The following is a 14,839-nucleotide window of genomic DNA, read 5'->3' on the forward strand; positions in this document are numbered from 1 at the left end:
CAGGCACCGAGCCGGTGACAACGGCGGTGGCCGCGTCCCCCGGACCATCCGGAAGGGCGCGGCCACCGTCATGTGCGCACTGCGCCGGAACGGCGCGGTGTCAGAAGTCCAGGGCGTTGCGCAGGTCGGCGACCAGGTCGTCGACCGACTCGATACCCACCGAGAGCCGCACCAGGTCCGCCGGCACCTCCAGCGGCGACCCGGCCGTGGAGGCGTGCGTCATCCGGCCCGGGTGCTCGATGAGCGACTCCACCCCGCCCAGCGACTCGGCCAGCGTGAACACGCGGGTCCGGTCGCACACCTTCAGCGCGGCCTCCTCGCCGCCGCGGACCCGGAAGGAGACCATGCCGCCGAAACCGCGCATCTGCCGCTCGGCCACCTTGTGGCCGGGGTGCTCGGGCAGTCCCGGGTAGAGCACCTGGCCGACCGCCGGGTGCCCGGACAGCTCGGCGGCGATGCGCTCGGCGTTGGCGCAGTGCCGGTCCATCCGCACCGCCAGGGTCTTGATGCCGCGCAGCGTGAGCCAGGCGTCGAACGGCCCGCACACGGCGCCCATCGTGTTCTGGTGGAAGGCGACGCGCTCGCCCAGCTCTGGGTCGGACACCACCAGGGCGCCGCCGACCACGTCGGAGTGGCCGCCCATGTACTTGGTCATGGAGTGCACGACCACGTCGGCGCCCAGCGTCAGCGGCTGCTGGAGGTAGGCCGAGGCGAAGGTGTTGTCGACGACGAGCAGGGCGCCGCCGTCATGGGCGATCGCGGCCAGCGCCTCGATGTCGGTGATGTTGAGCAGCGGGTTGGTCGGGGTCTCCGTCCAGATCGCCACCGTCTCGGGCCGCATCGCCGCCCGCACGGCCTCGGGGTCGGTCTGGTCGACGGCCTCCCACTTCACCCCCCACCGTTCCAGCACCTTGGAGAAGAGGCGGAAGGTGCCGCCATAGGCGTCACCCGGGATGATCACGTGGTCCCCGGGGGCGGCGATGGTGCGCAGCAGGGTGTCCTCGGCGGCCATGCCGGAGGCGAAGGCCAGCCCGCGGGTGCCCTGCTCCAGGGCGGCGATGCACTCCTCCAGGGCGGCGCGGGTGGGGTTGCCCGTGCGGGAGTACTCGTATCCGCCGCGCAGACCGCCGACGCCGTCCTGGGTGTAGGTACTCGTCTGGTAAATCGGGACCACGACCGCGCCGGTCCCGGGATCTGCTTCCTGCCCGGCGTGGATGGCCAGGGTCTCGAACCCGTCGAACGTCATGGCACCCAGACTAACCGCGCGAACCGGGCGCCGCCCCGCGCGACTCCCCCCGATGATCTCGGGCGGAGGGGGGCCGATCCGGGTCAGGCGGCGCTGCCGCGCAGGGGCGGGTCCCAGCCCGCGTCGGGATCGTAGCGGCGCACGACCCTGCCGGGGATCCCGGCGATGACGCTGTGGTCGGGGTAGTCCCCCGGACGCACCACCGTGCTCGCGGCCACCACGCAGTTGCGGCCGAGTTTCGCGCCGGGCAGGATCACCGCGTTGGTGCCGATCCAGGTGCCGGAGCCGATGACCACGGGTTCGTCGGACGGCCACTGGCGGCCGACCGGCACCTCGGTGTCGGCGTACACGTGGTTCTGGTCGGTGATGTAGACGTAGGGGCCGGTGAAGACGTCGTCGCCGATGTCGATGGAGGTGTGGGCGACGACGTGCGAGCCGCGCCCGATCGTGCACCCGTTGCCGATGCGCACCAGCGGTGCGGCGCCGAGGTCGAGGCCGGGCACCATCCCGGCGGTCAGCGTGATGTCGCCGCCGATCAAGGTGTGCTCGCCGATCTCGATCCAGGGCTCGCCGAAGACGGTCGCGGGCGGGAACGCGATGGAGCTGCCCGTGCCGAACGCGGCGAACCTGCGCGCGGCGCGGGACCCGGCGCGGATCTGGGCGTGGCGCCGGGCCCACGACCACACCCCGCGCACCATCCAGGACAACAGTCGCGACACCCTATCCCCTGCGTTCTTTCGTTCAGCGCCCCGCCGGAGGTATCTACCGGCCGGTAATGATGAGGTGAACAGTAATAGCATCCGGCTCGGGATGCGGGGACGCCCAGGTGGCGCCCCCGAACGGGGGGAGGTTCGGCGACGGCGCCGGAGGGGCGGCCGGGAGCGACGGCGGCGCCCCTCCGGGGGGCGGCCTACGCCGAGAGGTGCGCCAGCAGGTCCTGGCGGGTGAGGACACCGGCCGGCTTGCCGTCGACGAGCACCACGACGGCGCCCGCCGTCTGCAGCAGCTGCACGCACCGGCTGACCGGCTCGCCCGAGCCGACCAGCGGCAGCGGCGCGCTCATGTGCTTGTCGATCGGGTCGGCGAGCTGCGCGCGCCCGTTGAACAGGGCGTCCAGCATGTCGCGCTCGGCGACCGAGCCGACGACCTCGGGCGCCATGACCGGCGGCTCCTCCTTGAGGACGGGAAGCTGGGAGACCCCGTACTCGCGCATGACCGCCACGGCCTCGCCGACGGTCTCGTGCGGGTGGACGTGCACGAAGTCGGGCAGCTCGGCGCCCTTGGCCCCGAGCACCTGCGCGGCGGTGGCCTCCTCGGTCTCCTGCGACAGGAAGCCGTAGTCGGCCATCCACTCGTCGTTGAAGATCTTGGTGAGGTAGCCGCGCCCGCCGTCGGGCAGCAGCACCACGATGACGTCGTCCGGCGCAGCGGTGGCGGCCACCTTGAGCGCGGCGACCACGGCCATCCCGCAGGAACCGCCGACCAGCAGCGACTCGTCCTTGGCGAGGCGGCGCGTCATCAGGAACGAGTCCTTGTCGCTGACCGCGATGATCTCGTCGCAGATGTCCGTGTCGTAGGTCTCGGGCCAGATGTCCTCGCCGACGCCCTCGACCAGGTAGGGGCGGCCGGTACCGCCGGAGTAGACGGAGCCCTCGGGGTCGGCGCCGATGATCTTCACCTTGCCGCCGGAGACCTCCTTGAGGTAGCGGCCGGTGCCGCTGATGGTGCCCCCGGTGCCGATACCGGCCACGAAGTGCGTGATGCGCCCCTCGGTCTGCTCCCAGAGCTCCGGGCCGGTGCTCTCGTAGTGCGAGAGGGGGTTGTTCCGGTTGGTGTACTGGTCGGGCTTCCAGGCGCCGGGAATGGTGGCGGCCAGCCGGTCCGACACCGAGTAGTAGGAGTCGGGGTGGTCGGGCGCGACCGTGGTCGGGCAGACCACGACCTCGGCGCCGTAGGCCCGCAGCACCGCCAGCTTGTCCGTGCCGACCTTGTCCGGGCAGACGAACACACAGCGGTAGCCGCGCTCGGCCGCGACGATCGCCAGCCCGACACCGGTGTTGCCCGAGGTCGGCTCGACGATGGTGCCGCCAGGCTTGAGCAGGCCCTTCTCCTCGGCGTCGAGGACCATCTTCAGCGCGATCCGGTCCTTGACCGAACCGCCGGGGTTGAAGTACTCGACCTTCGCCAGCACCGTGGGGGCGAGCCCCTCGGTCACCTTGTTCAGCCGCAGCAGCGGAGTGTCGCCGACCAGCTCGATCAGTGAGTTGTGCACCCGCATCAGATCTTTTCGTCCCCTTCAACGATCGCTCGTTCGCGCCCGGGTGCCGCAGATCGCCGTGGCCCGCCCCGGACGGCCCGCGTGGCGCGCGGGACCCGGTTCACTCACGATGCCTGTGACAGCCGCGGATCTCGCGAACCGTCCTGGTCACGGCCGCCAATTGCCGTGGACGGACCGGTTGGGTCCGTATGTCTGTGCAGCCTAACGTGATCACACCCTCGGACGACATGCCGGGAGATCGCCGGGGCACCGGGCCGGGGAGAGCCGCGAGCACGGAGCGCGGCCGGTTCCGGACAGGCTTTCGCGGGCGCTGCGGACGCACTGGATACGGGAAGGACGAGATGGCGGCGGACGGCGGCGGCACCGGAGGTGATCGACCCGGTACTCCCGGAATCCGGCGCGCGCCGCGGTCGTTGACAACATCTCTACCGATGAGTAATCCGGAATTCGGAGTGAACGGGAGGACGCCGGGCCCATGGCCCGGCGGGCACGCGCGCCTCCGCGTGCGGGTCGCGGGGACGGACGCGCGCCGGATCCTCTGCCATCCGTTCGGAACGGGAGACGGGGACATATGTCGCTACGCGCCGCACGCGCCCGGAGAATCGCGACCGCCACCGCGTTCGGCGGCGGCGGTCTGACCCTCCTGGGAGCCGGGACCATCGCACTGCTCTACATGCAGGCCAAGATCGCGCACCGCACCGTCGGCTTCACCGAGTGGACGGCGCCCGACGTCGACGGGCTCTACGGCGGCGGTGACGGCGCACCGATCTCGTTCGTGATGATGGGCGACTCCACGGCCGCCGGGTTCGCGCTGGCCGACGGGATGCAGACGCCGGCGAGCCTGATCGCCGGGGGCCTGTCGGCGGTGGCCGAGCGGCCCGTGCGGATGCGCAACGTCGCGGTCGTCGGCGCGACGTCGGCGGGCCTGCACGAGCAGCTGCAGCGGGTCCGCCCCGGTCGGATCGACCTGGCCATCGTCTTCATCGGCGCCAACGACGTCATCCACCGGATGCGCCCGGCCGACTCGGTGCGGCACCTGCAGGCGGTGGTGCGCGAGCTGGTCGCGGCCGACACCGCCGTCGTCGTGGGGACCTGCCCCGACCTGGGGTCGGTGCAGCCCATCGGCCAGCCGCTGCGCTACGTGGCGCGGCGCTCCTCCCGGCAGCTCGCCGCCGCGCAGACCATCGCGGTGGTCGAGGAGGGCGGGCGCACGGTCTCGCTGAGCAACATGCTGGCCGACGAGTTCCAGAACAACCCCGACGAGCTCTTCGGCCCGGACCGGTTCCACCCCTCGGCGCGCGGGTATGCCCAGGCCGCGGTCGCCGTGCTGCCCACCGCGTGCGTGGCGCTGGGCCTGCTGCCGGAGTTGGAGACCGTCCCCGACCCCGGCGAGGGCGAGGGCGTCCTGCCGATCGCCACGGCCGCCGCCGAAGCGGTCGAGGAGCCCGGCATGGAGGTCAGCGGCGCCCGGGTCGCCGGGCACGAGCGGGGGCCGCGGGGGCGCTGGGCCACGCTGCTGCGGCGGCGGACCCGGACCCCGGTGCCGGAGGCCGCGGCGGAGCACGCGGAGGCGGAAGGGCCGGACACGGTACCGGAGGCCGACGCGGTCCGCGGCGCCGCCGTCGAGGGCGGCGGCCGGGCCTGACCGCGTTCCGCCGCCCCGCTGCGCCGCCGGGATCCGGCCGAACCGCGACCCCGGTGGTCGGCTACGTCACAACGCCAGGTTAACTGAGCAGTAACATCAAGATCGGCCGCCCTGCCCGGACGGCCCGGCGTCGAAGAGGAAGGCCCGCGAGCAATGCCTGAAGCCGTCATCGTCGCGACCGCGCGCTCACCCATCGGCCGCGCGTTCAAGGGGTCCCTGAAGGACCTGCGCGCGGACGACCTGACCGCCCGGATCATCTCCGCCGCGCTGGCCAAGGTGCCGGAGCTCGACCCCGCGTCCGTCGACGACCTGCTCCTCGGCTGCGGCCTGCCCGGCGGCGAGCAGGGCAACAACCTCGCCCGGGTGATCGCCGTCCAGCTCGGCCTGGACTCGGTCCCCGGCGCGACCATCACCCGCTACTGTTCCTCCTCTCTGCAGACGACGCGGATGGCCTATCACGCCATCAAGGCCGGGGAGGGCGACGTCTTCATCTCCGCAGGGGTGGAGATGGTCAGCCGCTTCACCAAGGGCAACAGCGACTCGCTGCCCGACACCAAGAACCCGCTGTTCGCCGGGGCCGAGGAGCGCACCGCGCGGCGCGCCGAGGGCGGCGCCCCGGAGTGGAGCGACCCGCGCGCGGACGGCGAGGTGCCCGACGTCTACATCGCCATGGGCCAGACCGCCGAGAACGTGGTGCAGATGCGCGGGCTGTCCCGGCAGCGCCAGGACGAGTTCGGCGTGCGCTCGCAGAACCTCGCCGAGAAGTCGATCGACAACGGGTTCTGGGACCGCGAGATCGTCCCGGTCACGCTCCCCGACGGCTCGGTGGTGAGCGCGGACGACGGACCGCGCCGCGGCACCTCCTATGAGAAGGTCTCCGGGCTCAAGCCGGTGTTCCGCCCCGACGGCACGGTCACCGCCGGGAACTGCTGCCCCCTGAACGACGGCGCCGCGGCGGTGATCATCATGAGCGACACCAAGGCCGCGCAGCTGGGCATCACCCCGCTGGCCCGGATCGTGTCCACGGGTGTCAGCGCGCTGTCCCCGGAGATCATGGGGCTGGGCCCGGTCGCGGCGTCGCGCCAGGCGCTGGCCCGCGCCAACATGAGCATCGACGACATCGACCTGGTGGAGATCAACGAGGCGTTCGCGGCCCAGGTGCTGCCGTCCGCCGACGACCTCGGGATCGACATCGACGCCAAGCTCAACGTGAACGGCGGCGCGATCGCGGTCGGCCACCCGTTCGGCATGACCGGCGCGCGCATCACCACGACGCTCCTCAACGGCCTGGAGTTCCACGACAAGACGTTCGGCCTGGAGACCATGTGCGTGGGCGGCGGCCAGGGGATGGCGGCCGTCTTCGAGCGGCTGAGCTGACGGGGCTTCGGACGGCCGGAACACCGGATCGCGGCCGACCGGGCCACCCGCGGCGGGACCCCTGCGGAATGCGGGGTCCCGCCGTTTCATGCCCGTAGGACACCGGACCGCCCGCGCCGTCTGGTTTCCCAACGGCGGGTGAAGACGCCCTGGAGGGCGGGGCACCGGAAAGTAACGTAAAAGCTCGCTTCGAGGGCTTGTCCGATTCGTGATCCTGATGCAAGGTCGCAGGTAAGTGCCGCTCATCCTCGGAGGTGCGTATGTCGGTAACCCACTCGCCGGAGACCCACGCGCTGCTCATCGCCCGCATTCCGACCGTCACAGGCCGCCAACTCCACGAGTGGTTCGACAAGCTAGAGAAGGGCCCGGGCCTCACCCGCTGCTCCGAGCGCACGAACTGGCTCGCCGACGAGTACCAGCTCAGCCACGGCTACGCGCAGGCCATCGTTCAGGAATTCGACCGTCGCCGCCGGAACCGCACGGCCGTTCCGCGACAGCGCCCCTGACACCCCAGCCCCGTCCTCACAGCGAAACGAAGAACCGCCTCGCCCGGGCAGGTGCCCGGACGAGGCGGTTTCGTCGTTCGCGGCTGCCGCCGGGCCGCCAGGCCCGTCGGCGCCGACAGGTGCTAGTCCTGGAAGATCGCGTACAGCATCCAGAACAGGCGCAGCATCTCGATGTACAGCCAGACCAGCGAGATGGTCAGGCCGAAGGCGCACTGCCAGGCGAGCTTGTTGGGGACGCCCGCCTCGATGCCGTCCTCGATGCCCTTGAACTCGATGGCCAGCGTGGCGCAGGCGATCACGATCATCACCAGCGAGACGATGATGCCCAGCGGGCCCGCCTCGCGGATGCCCAGGCCACCCGGGATGAAGAAGCTCAGCACGAGGTTGAGCAGGATCAGGACCAGGGCCGCGACCAGGGCGACCGAGACGACCTTCACGAAGGTGTTGGTCACCCGGATGATGCGCATCCGGTACATCGTGAGCATCGTGGCGAACGCGACGATGGTGCCCACGACGGCGGAGGTGACCAGCTGGCCCGGCGCGGTACCCGCCGAGACCTCGAAGACCCGGCTGATACCACCCACGAAGAGGCCCTCAAGGGCCGCGTAGATGAGGATCAGGGCGGGGTTGGTCGAGCCCTTGAAGCCGATGATGAGGCCCAGGACCAGACCGCCCAGCATGCCGCCGAAGGTCAGCATCATGCTCAGGCCCGGGTTGGCCGGGTCGAACAGGAAGTAGTTGATGGCGGCGGTGAGGATGACCATACCGATGGTCATCGCGCTGCGGATGACGACGTCGTCGATCGACATCGGCCGCGCGTCCTCGGCCGACATGGGGGGCTGGCCGTGGGGCTCGGCGTAGCCCGGCTGGCCGTAGGGGGGTTGCCCCGGCTGCGGGTATCCGGCGTATCCCTGCTGATAACCGGGCTGGCCGTAGGGCTGCTGGTAGGGGCCGCCCTGGCCGTACGGAGCCTGGTGGGGCTGGCCATAGCCCGGCTGGGCGGAGCGCATGGCCCGCTTCAGGACGGGGTTGGAACTCCTCATCTGCATCTCTTCGCAAGCCTTTCCAGGGCGTCGCTAATCTCCCCCAACCTAACGCACCGCCCCGCGGGCGGGTTCCCCGCTCAGGTCACGCTTGGGATTCATCACCGGCCGAAATCCCGTGGCCGGGTGCGGAATGCGGTAGAAGGTCGCGATCACCCGCACGGACGACCGTCCCCGCCCCGCCGCAGGGGGAGGCGCGGGCGGGGCGGGGACGGCGGGGGAACGGAGCCGGGGATGAGGGGGATTCAGCCCCGGCTCACCAGGGACCGTGCGAAGAACGCGACGTTGGCCGGACGCTCGGCCAGGCGCCGCATGAAGTAGCCGTACCACTCGTCGCCGTAGGGAACGTAGACGCGCATCCGGTTGCCCTCGGCCGCGAGGCGCACCTGCTCGGCCTCGCGGATGCCGTACAGCATCTGGTACTCGAAGGTGTCCGGCGCGCGCCCGGTGTCCTCGGCCAGCTTCCCGGCGATCGCGATGAGGCGCGGGTCGTGGGAGGCGATCATCGGGTAGCCGTCCCCGGCCATCAGGATCTTCAGGCAGCGCACGTAGGCCCGGTCGACCTCCCGCTTGTCCCGGTAGGCCACCGACGCCGGTTCGTCGTAGGCGCCCTTGCACAGCCGCACGCGCGAGCCGGCGCTGCGCAGGTCGCGGCAGTCGGCCTCGGTCCGGTGCAGGTAGGCCTGGAGGACCGCACCCACCCACGGGAAGTCGACGCGCAGGTCGCGCAGGATCCCCAGGGTGGAGTCGGTGGTGGTGTGGTCCTCCATGTCCAGGGTGACCGTGGTGCCGACGGCGGCGGCCTCCTCGCAGATCCGCCGGGCGTTGTCCAGCGCGACCTTCTCGCCGTCGGCGGGCAGGAACTGCCCGACCGCCGACAGCTTCACCGAGACCTCGGCCCGCCCGGCCAGCCCGCGGCGGCCCAGTTCACACAGGAGCCGGCTGTAGGCGGTGACGGTGGCCTCCGCCTGGGCGAGCTCGGTGGTGTCCTCACCCAGGTGGTCCAGGGTGATGAGGCGGTCCTCGGCGAGCTTCTCGACCGCGGGGAGCGCCTGCTCCTGGGTCGAGCCGGCGACGAACCGCGCGACCAGCCCCCGGGTCACGGGGGCGCGCTCAACGAGGGTGCGGCAGGCGGTGGAGCGGGCCGCGACCAGAAGTGGCGTACGAAGCATGATCGACCCCAGTCGTGTTCTGCGGCGCGCCGGCCGTCGGCGGCGCGCCCGGGTTCGAGCGGGTCCCGGGCGGTGTGTCGGCGCCCGGGACCCGGGGATGTCCCCGTCGGGGGTCAGCCCTGGTGGGGGTGGGAGGAGGCCGTCGGCGGGACGAACGTCTCCTTGATCGAGCGCGGGCTGGCCCAGCGCGCGAGGTTCTGCGCGGAGCCGGCCTTGTCGTTGGTGCCCGAGGCGCGGCCGCCGCCGAAGGGCTGCTGGCCGACGACGGAGCCGGTCGGCTTGTCGTTGACGTAGAAGTTGCCCGCGGCGAAGCGCAGCGCGTGGTGCGCCTTGGTGACGGCCTCGCGGTCGTCGGCGATGACGGCGCCGGTCAGGGCGTAGGCGGAGCCCTCGTCGACGACCTTCAGGATGCGCTCGTAGTCGCCGTCCTCATAGACGTGGACCGCGATGAACGGGCCGAAGTACTCGGTGCTGAAGACCTCGTTGGACGGGTCGGTGCCGACGACGACGGTCGGGCGGACGAAGAAGCCCACGGAGTCGTCGACCTGGCCGCCGGCGATGATCTCCAGCGTCGGGTCCTTGCGGGAGTGCTCGATGGCCCCGGCCACCTTGTCGAAGGCACGGCGGTCGATGACGGCGCCCATGAAGTTGGCGAAGTCGGTGACGTCGCCCATGGGGATGGCCTCGACCTCGGCGACGAGGTCGTCACGCAGGCGCTCCCACACCGAGCGCGCGACGAACGCACGCGAGGCCGCGGAGCACTTCTGGCCCTGGAACTCGAACGCGCCGCGGACGATCGCGGTGCGCACGACGTCGGGGTCGGCCGAGGAGTGGGCGACGATGAAGTCCTTGCCGCCGGTCTCCCCCACGACGCGCGGGTAGGAGCGGTAGGTCTCGATGTTCTCGCCGACCGTCCGCCACAGGTGCTGGAAGGTGCGGGTGGAGCCGGTGAAGTGCACGCCGGCCAGGTCCGGGTCGTTCATGGCGACGTCCGAGACGGCCAGGCCGTCGCCGGTGACCATGTTGATGACGCCCGGGGGCATCCCGGCCTCTTCGAGGAGGCGCATCGTGAGGTCGGCTGCGAACTGCTGGGTGGGGGACGGCTTCCACACCACGACGTTGCCCATGAGGGCGGGGGCGGTGGGCAGGTTCCCGGCGATGGCGGTGAAGTTGAACGGCGTGATCGCGTAGACGAAGCCCTCCAGCGGACGCTGTTCCAGGCGGTTCCACTGGCCGGCCGGGCTGAACGGCTGCTCGGCCATGAGGCGGCGCGCGTAGGCCACGTTGAAGCGCCAGAAGTCGATCAGCTCACAGGCGGAGTCGATCTCGGCCTGGATGGCGGTCTTGGACTGGCCGAGCATGGTGGCGGCGTTCAGCGTCTGGCGCCACGGGCCGGCCAGCAGGTCGGCGGCGCGCAGGATGATCGCGGCGCGCTCGTCGAAGGGCAGGTCCCGCCAGGCAGGGGCGGCCTTCTTGGCCGCGGCGATGGCGGCGCGCGCGTCGTCGTGGGTGGCGTTGGCCGTGGTGCCCAGGACGCGGGCGTGGTCGTGCGGCCGGACGACGTCGATGCGCTCGCCGCCGCCCATCCGACGCTCCCCGCCGATGGTCATCGGCAGCTCGACCGGCTCCTTGCCGAGCTCGGCCAGCTTGCGCTCCAGCTCGGCCCGCTCCGGGCTGCCCGGCGCGTACGTGAGTACGGGCTCGTTCACCGGGGTGGGGACGTTCGTGATGGCGTCCATGGGCACCTCCCTGTCTCGATCGTCGAAGAAAACGTAAATTCAACGTGAACCGGACAAACGTAAGAGATGCCGGGGCATGACCACCTTGTGGAGTCGGCCACTCTTTGTCAGGCTGGCTTGGCCGATAGGACAAAATGGATGCCATCATGAATCCAGCCGCCGATCCCACCCGCCCCGTCCCCGCCGCCCCCGCGCCGGACAGCGACATCCCAGGTGAACCCGGAGGTGTGGCGCTGCGGCGCCTGCTGCTGGCAGTCGGCGACCCCCTCGTCGACGTCCTCGCTGCCCCCGCCGGCCTTGATGTAGAAGTGAACAATGTCGTCATCGTCGACCCGGAGGACGAGGCCGAGGCGGCAACCGGCGACCTGGTGCTCCTGATCGGCGCGCGCGGCGGCGCCGCCCGGCACCTGGTCCGGTCCGCCGCACGGCAGGGGGCCGCCGCGGTCGCCGTCAAGGTGAACGCCACGGCCCGCGCCCTCTCCGAGGAGCCCAGCTACCCGCCGCCTCAGGGGTGGGCGGCACCGACTCCGGCGCCGCGCCCGGCGCGCGAGGAGTTCCGACAGCTGCGCGCCGCCGCCAGCGAGGCCGGGGTCGCACTGCTCGCGGTCCGCCCGGAGGTGCGCTGGGACCAGCTGCAGTCGCTGTGCCGCAGCGTACTGGACGACGCGCGGCTCACCGCCGACGGCGCGGAACTCGGCGACTCCACCGGCGACCTGTTCTCGCTGGCGCAGACGATCGCCACGCTCACAGGCGGCCTGGTCTCCATCGAGGACGCGGCCAGCCGGGTGCTCGCCTACTCCAGTGGCGAGGAGGGCGACGAGCTGCGCCGCCTGTCGATCCTCGGCCGCCAGGGTCCCGAGCAGTACCTGGCGCTGCTGCGCGAGTGGGGGGTGTTCTCCCGGCTGCGCTCGGGCGAGGAGGTCGTGCGCATCGACGAGCGCCCGGAGCTGGGCATCCGGCGGCGCCTGGCCGTGGGCATCCACGCGGGCTCCCAGCCGCTGGGCACGATCTGGGTGCAGGAGGGCGCGGCGCCGCTGGCGGACGACGCCGAGAAGGCGCTGCTGGGGGCGGCCCGGATGACCGCCCTGCACATGCTGCGGCAGCGCACCGAGATGACACTGGGCCTGCGGCTGCGCGAGGACCTGCTGTCCGGCCTGCTGGAGGGGCGGATCGAGGCGGCGGCCCTGGACGACACGATCGAGGTGGCCCCCGACCGCCCGGCGCTGGTCGTCGCCTTCACGATGGCCTCCGGCTCCGGCCGGGCCGCGGCCGAGGGGGCCGGGCGCTCCGGCCGGGAGCTGCAGCGCCGCCGGATGATCGACATGATCTCGGTGCACACGGCCGCCTACCGGCGCACGGCGCTGACCACGATGCTGGGCGGGCGCGCCTACGTACTGCTACCCGACCTGACCGGCGCCTCGGCCGAGTCGTCGGTGCTGGCGCTGACCCGCAAGACCGTGGAGGCGGCACGCCAGGCGCTGGGGGCGCCGGTGCAGGCGGCGGTGGGCTCGCTGGTGCGCACGCTGGACGACGTCACCCGCTCGCGGGCCGAGGCCGACCGGATCCTGGACGCGATGGCGCGCGACCTCGACTCCGACGTCGCCACGATCTCCGATGTGCGGGCGCGGGTCCTGGTCAGCGAGACCCTGGCGCACCTGCGCGGGGCCCCGGAGCTGCGCGATCCACAGGTGTCGCGGCTGGTGCAGCACGACGCCGCGGCCGGGTCGGAGCTGGTGGAGTCGCTCGTGGCCTACCTGGACGACTTCGGCGACGTGCGGGCGGCGGCCGAGCGGCTGCACATCCACCCCAACACCCTGCGCTACCGGGTGCGGCGCGCGGAACAGGTGAGCGGCCTGGACCTAGGCGACCCGAACCAGCGGCTCTTCGCCCACCTGCAACTACTCATGGAGCGCGGCCGATAGCCCCTGCCTCGCCCCTCCAGCGTCGTTCTCGGCGACGTGCACCGGAACCCGGCGCGCATTCGGTGCACTTCGTCGAGATCGACGGAGGCGAAGACGACGACCGAGGCGGCTCATGTGAGTGCCCCCGGTCGGACTCGAACCGACACTTGTGACCCTTTTAGGGGGCCTGCCTCTTCCATTGGGCTACGAGGGCGCGACCATCATACCGGCCATCGCGACGCCAAAGGTGCGCCCCCAGGGCATGAATGAACGAATCGGCCGACCCCGCAGGTGCGGGACCGGCCGATTCGGACGTCCGTCGGCGTTGCGGCCGATTCCGGTCAGCTGACCCGGCGCAGCGGCTCGCCCTTCTCCGCCGGAGGCCGGCTGGCCTCCTCGAAGGCCTGGCGCGGCGTGTCCATCTCGGCCAGCGCCGCGAAGTCGCGCCGGAAGAACAGCGCGAGCGTCCAGTCGGCCAGCACCCGCATCTTGCGGTTGAAGGTGGGAACCGCGAACAGGTGGTAGGAGCGGTGCGCGTACCAGGCCAGGCGGCCGTTGAGCTTGATCCTGCCGAACAGCTGGGCCGCGCCCTTGTGCAGGCCGAGCCCGGCGACGGCACCCAGGTTCTTGTGCACGTAGGCGGTGGGCTTCTTGCCGCGCAGCGTCGCGATGACATTGTCGGCGAGCACCGGCGCCTGGCGCACGGCGTTCTGCGCGTTGGGCGGGTAGAAGCCGCCGTTGCCGTCGGGCACCTGCGCGTTGTCGCCGCCGGCGAAGGCGTTCTCGACACCCTTGACCATCAGGAACTCGTCGGTGTCGACGTGGCCCTTGGGGCCGAGCGGCAGGTCGCTGGCCTGCACGACCGGGCTGGGCTTGACACCGGCGGTCCACACCAGCGTCCCCGCCTCGAACTCGGTGCCGTCGCTCAGCTTGATGCGCTGGTCGACCGCGGACTCAAGGAAGGTGGACAGGCGCACGTCGATGTTGCGCGCCTTGAGCTGGTTGAGCGCCTTGGTGCCGACCTCGGGGCCGACCTCCGGGAGGATCTTGTCGGCCGCCTCGATGAGGTAGAAGTGCAGGTCGTCGACGCTGATCGAGGGGTAGATCCGAGTGGCGTCGCGGGCCATGTCCTCCAGCTCGGCGATGGCCTCGGCACCGGCGAAGCCGCCGCCGACGAACACGAAGTTCAGCGCCTTGCGGCGCACCTCGGGGTCGTCGGTGGAGTCGGCGATGTTGAGCTGCTCCAGCACGTGGTTGCGGAGGAACGCCGCCTCTTCGACGGTCTTGATGCCGATCCCCCACTCGGCCAGGCCGGGGATCGGGAGGGTGCGGGAGACCGCGCCGGCCGCCATGACGATGTGGTCGTAGGCGATCTCGGTGGGGGCGCCGTGGTTCGGCTCGAAGACGACCTTGCGGTCGGCGTGCTGGATCTGCACGACCTTGCCGTTGAGGACGCGGACCCGGTCGAAGACCTTGCGCAGCGGCACGACGACGTTGCGCGGGGAGATGCTGCCGGCCGCCGTCTCCGGAAGGAACGGCTGGTAGGTCATGTAGGAGTTGGGGTCGACGACCGTGATGCGGGCTTCGCCCGGCCCCAGCTTCTTCTCCAGCCGCCGCGCGGTGTACATCCCGAGGTACCCGCCACCGACGATGAGGATGTGCGGGATCTCCGACTCGTCCCCACCACCGTGCACCAGCCGGTAGTTCCTGCTCTCGGTCATCTTCGCATTCCGCCCTTTGAGTGCCGTCCCGCCGCCCGCACAGGGGCGGCGATCATCGGTAAGTCTTCGTTGACCAGCATGTTCTCGTCGGACTCCGACGTGTGAGAACCGCTCCTTGTCCGGCGATCCCCGGAGCTCGCCATCTCCGGGCTGACGCTTGTGCATTCTTTCACAAGCAGTTCCCGTCAAGAAAGAGACAATTCGTGAAGGT

11 protein-coding genes and 1 tRNA gene are annotated in these 14,839 nt (G+C 71.4%); 4 read left to right on the plus strand and 8 right to left on the minus strand.

The annotated features are described in order from the left end of the window. Nucleotides 1-100: 100 nt before the first annotated feature. The 3 genes from HNR23_RS17640 to HNR23_RS17650 all read right to left on the minus strand — a co-directional run bounded on the left by HNR23_RS17640 (nt 101) and on the right by HNR23_RS17650 (nt 3,524). Nucleotides 101-1,246, minus strand: a complete 1,146-nt coding sequence (locus HNR23_RS17640) for a cystathionine gamma-synthase (protein ID WP_184076893.1) — start codon at nt 1,244-1,246, stop codon at nt 101-103. An 83-nt stretch (nt 1,247-1,329) separates the two neighbouring features. Then, nucleotides 1,330-1,965 carry an acyltransferase gene (locus HNR23_RS17645; protein WP_343070604.1) on the minus strand — a complete coding sequence of 212 codons (636 nt, stop codon included), beginning with the start codon at nt 1,963-1,965 and terminating at the stop codon, nt 1,330-1,332. Nucleotides 1,966-2,156: 191 nt separating this feature from the next. Beyond that, nucleotides 2,157-3,524, minus strand: coding sequence for a cystathionine beta-synthase (locus HNR23_RS17650; RefSeq protein WP_184076895.1), 1,368 nt, complete (start codon nt 3,522-3,524; stop codon nt 2,157-2,159). Between the two features lie 571 nt (nt 3,525-4,095). Between HNR23_RS17650 and HNR23_RS17655 the strand changes: the two genes are divergently transcribed. The 3 genes from HNR23_RS17655 (at nt 4,096) to HNR23_RS17665 (ending at nt 7,052) form a co-directional block, all read left to right on the plus strand. Further along, on the plus strand, nt 4,096-5,169 hold the full coding sequence (locus tag HNR23_RS17655) for an SGNH/GDSL hydrolase family protein (RefSeq protein WP_184076897.1): 1,074 nt from the start codon (nt 4,096-4,098) through the stop codon (nt 5,167-5,169). Nucleotides 5,170-5,322: 153 nt separating this feature from the next. Beyond that, complete coding sequence (locus tag HNR23_RS17660) at nt 5,323-6,546, plus strand: acetyl-CoA C-acetyltransferase (protein ID WP_184076899.1); 1,224 nt, start codon at nt 5,323-5,325, stop codon at nt 6,544-6,546. 260 nt (nt 6,547-6,806) lie between these two features. Then, nucleotides 6,807-7,052, plus strand: coding sequence for a DUF4287 domain-containing protein (locus HNR23_RS17665; RefSeq protein WP_184076901.1), 246 nt, complete (start codon nt 6,807-6,809; stop codon nt 7,050-7,052). 122 nt (nt 7,053-7,174) lie between these two features. Here HNR23_RS17665 and HNR23_RS17670 read toward each other — a convergent pair whose 3' ends face one another. The 3 genes from HNR23_RS17670 to pruA all read right to left on the minus strand — a co-directional run bounded on the left by HNR23_RS17670 (nt 7,175) and on the right by pruA (nt 11,006). Continuing rightward, nucleotides 7,175-8,101 (minus strand): Bax inhibitor-1/YccA family protein, encoded by a 927-nt coding sequence (locus HNR23_RS17670; RefSeq protein ID WP_184076903.1) that lies wholly within the window; start codon nt 8,099-8,101, stop codon nt 7,175-7,177. Between the two features lie 239 nt (nt 8,102-8,340). Next, complete coding sequence (locus HNR23_RS17675) at nt 8,341-9,267, minus strand: proline dehydrogenase family protein (protein ID WP_184076905.1); 927 nt, start codon at nt 9,265-9,267, stop codon at nt 8,341-8,343. A 113-nt stretch (nt 9,268-9,380) separates the two neighbouring features. Next, nucleotides 9,381-11,006 (minus strand): L-glutamate gamma-semialdehyde dehydrogenase, encoded by a 1,626-nt coding sequence (gene pruA, locus HNR23_RS17680; protein ID WP_184076907.1) that lies wholly within the window; start codon nt 11,004-11,006, stop codon nt 9,381-9,383. A 146-nt stretch (nt 11,007-11,152) separates the two neighbouring features. Here pruA and HNR23_RS17685 point away from each other — a divergent pair, with 146 nt between their 5' ends. After that, nucleotides 11,153-12,928 carry a PucR family transcriptional regulator gene (locus HNR23_RS17685; protein ID WP_246421789.1) on the plus strand — a complete coding sequence of 592 codons (1,776 nt, stop codon included), beginning with the start codon at nt 11,153-11,155 and terminating at the stop codon, nt 12,926-12,928. Between the two features lie 119 nt (nt 12,929-13,047). Here the strand turns inward: HNR23_RS17685 and HNR23_RS17690 are convergent. Together HNR23_RS17690 and HNR23_RS17695 are read right to left on the minus strand one after the other, a co-directional pair. After that, nucleotides 13,048-13,121: transfer RNA gene (locus HNR23_RS17690), tRNA-Leu, on the minus strand. A gap of 127 nt (nt 13,122-13,248) precedes the next feature. After that, entirely contained in the window at nt 13,249-14,628 is a 1,380-nt protein-coding gene (locus HNR23_RS17695) for an NAD(P)/FAD-dependent oxidoreductase (protein ID WP_184076909.1), read from the minus strand. Between the last annotated feature and the right edge of the window lie 211 nt (nt 14,629-14,839).

This window comes from Nocardiopsis mwathae, assembly GCF_014201195.1.
In the GTDB taxonomy this organism is placed as follows: domain Bacteria; phylum Actinomycetota; class Actinomycetes; order Streptosporangiales; family Streptosporangiaceae; genus Nocardiopsis_C; species Nocardiopsis_C mwathae.

Excerpts from the sequence above, each read along its gene's own strand:
- HNR23_RS17640 (WP_184076893.1), bottom strand. The coding sequence starts at position 1,246 with ATGACGTTCGACGGGTTCGAGACCCTGGCCATCCACGCCGGGCAGGAA.
- HNR23_RS17650 (WP_184076895.1), bottom strand. The coding sequence starts at position 3,524 with ATGCGGGTGCACAACTCACTGATCGAGCTGGTCGGCGACACTCCGCTG.
- HNR23_RS17655 (WP_184076897.1), top strand. The coding sequence starts at position 4,096 with ATGTCGCTACGCGCCGCACGCGCCCGGAGAATCGCGACCGCCACCGCG.
- HNR23_RS17660 (WP_184076899.1), top strand. The coding sequence starts at position 5,323 with ATGCCTGAAGCCGTCATCGTCGCGACCGCGCGCTCACCCATCGGCCGC.
- HNR23_RS17665 (WP_184076901.1), top strand. The coding sequence starts at position 6,807 with ATGTCGGTAACCCACTCGCCGGAGACCCACGCGCTGCTCATCGCCCGC.
- HNR23_RS17670 (WP_184076903.1), bottom strand. The coding sequence starts at position 8,101 with ATGCAGATGAGGAGTTCCAACCCCGTCCTGAAGCGGGCCATGCGCTCC.
- HNR23_RS17675 (WP_184076905.1), bottom strand. The coding sequence starts at position 9,267 with ATGCTTCGTACGCCACTTCTGGTCGCGGCCCGCTCCACCGCCTGCCGC.
- pruA (WP_184076907.1), bottom strand. The coding sequence starts at position 11,006 with ATGGACGCCATCACGAACGTCCCCACCCCGGTGAACGAGCCCGTACTC.
- HNR23_RS17685 (WP_246421789.1), top strand. The coding sequence starts at position 11,153 with ATGAATCCAGCCGCCGATCCCACCCGCCCCGTCCCCGCCGCCCCCGCG.
- HNR23_RS17695 (WP_184076909.1), bottom strand. The coding sequence starts at position 14,628 with ATGACCGAGAGCAGGAACTACCGGCTGGTGCACGGTGGTGGGGACGAG.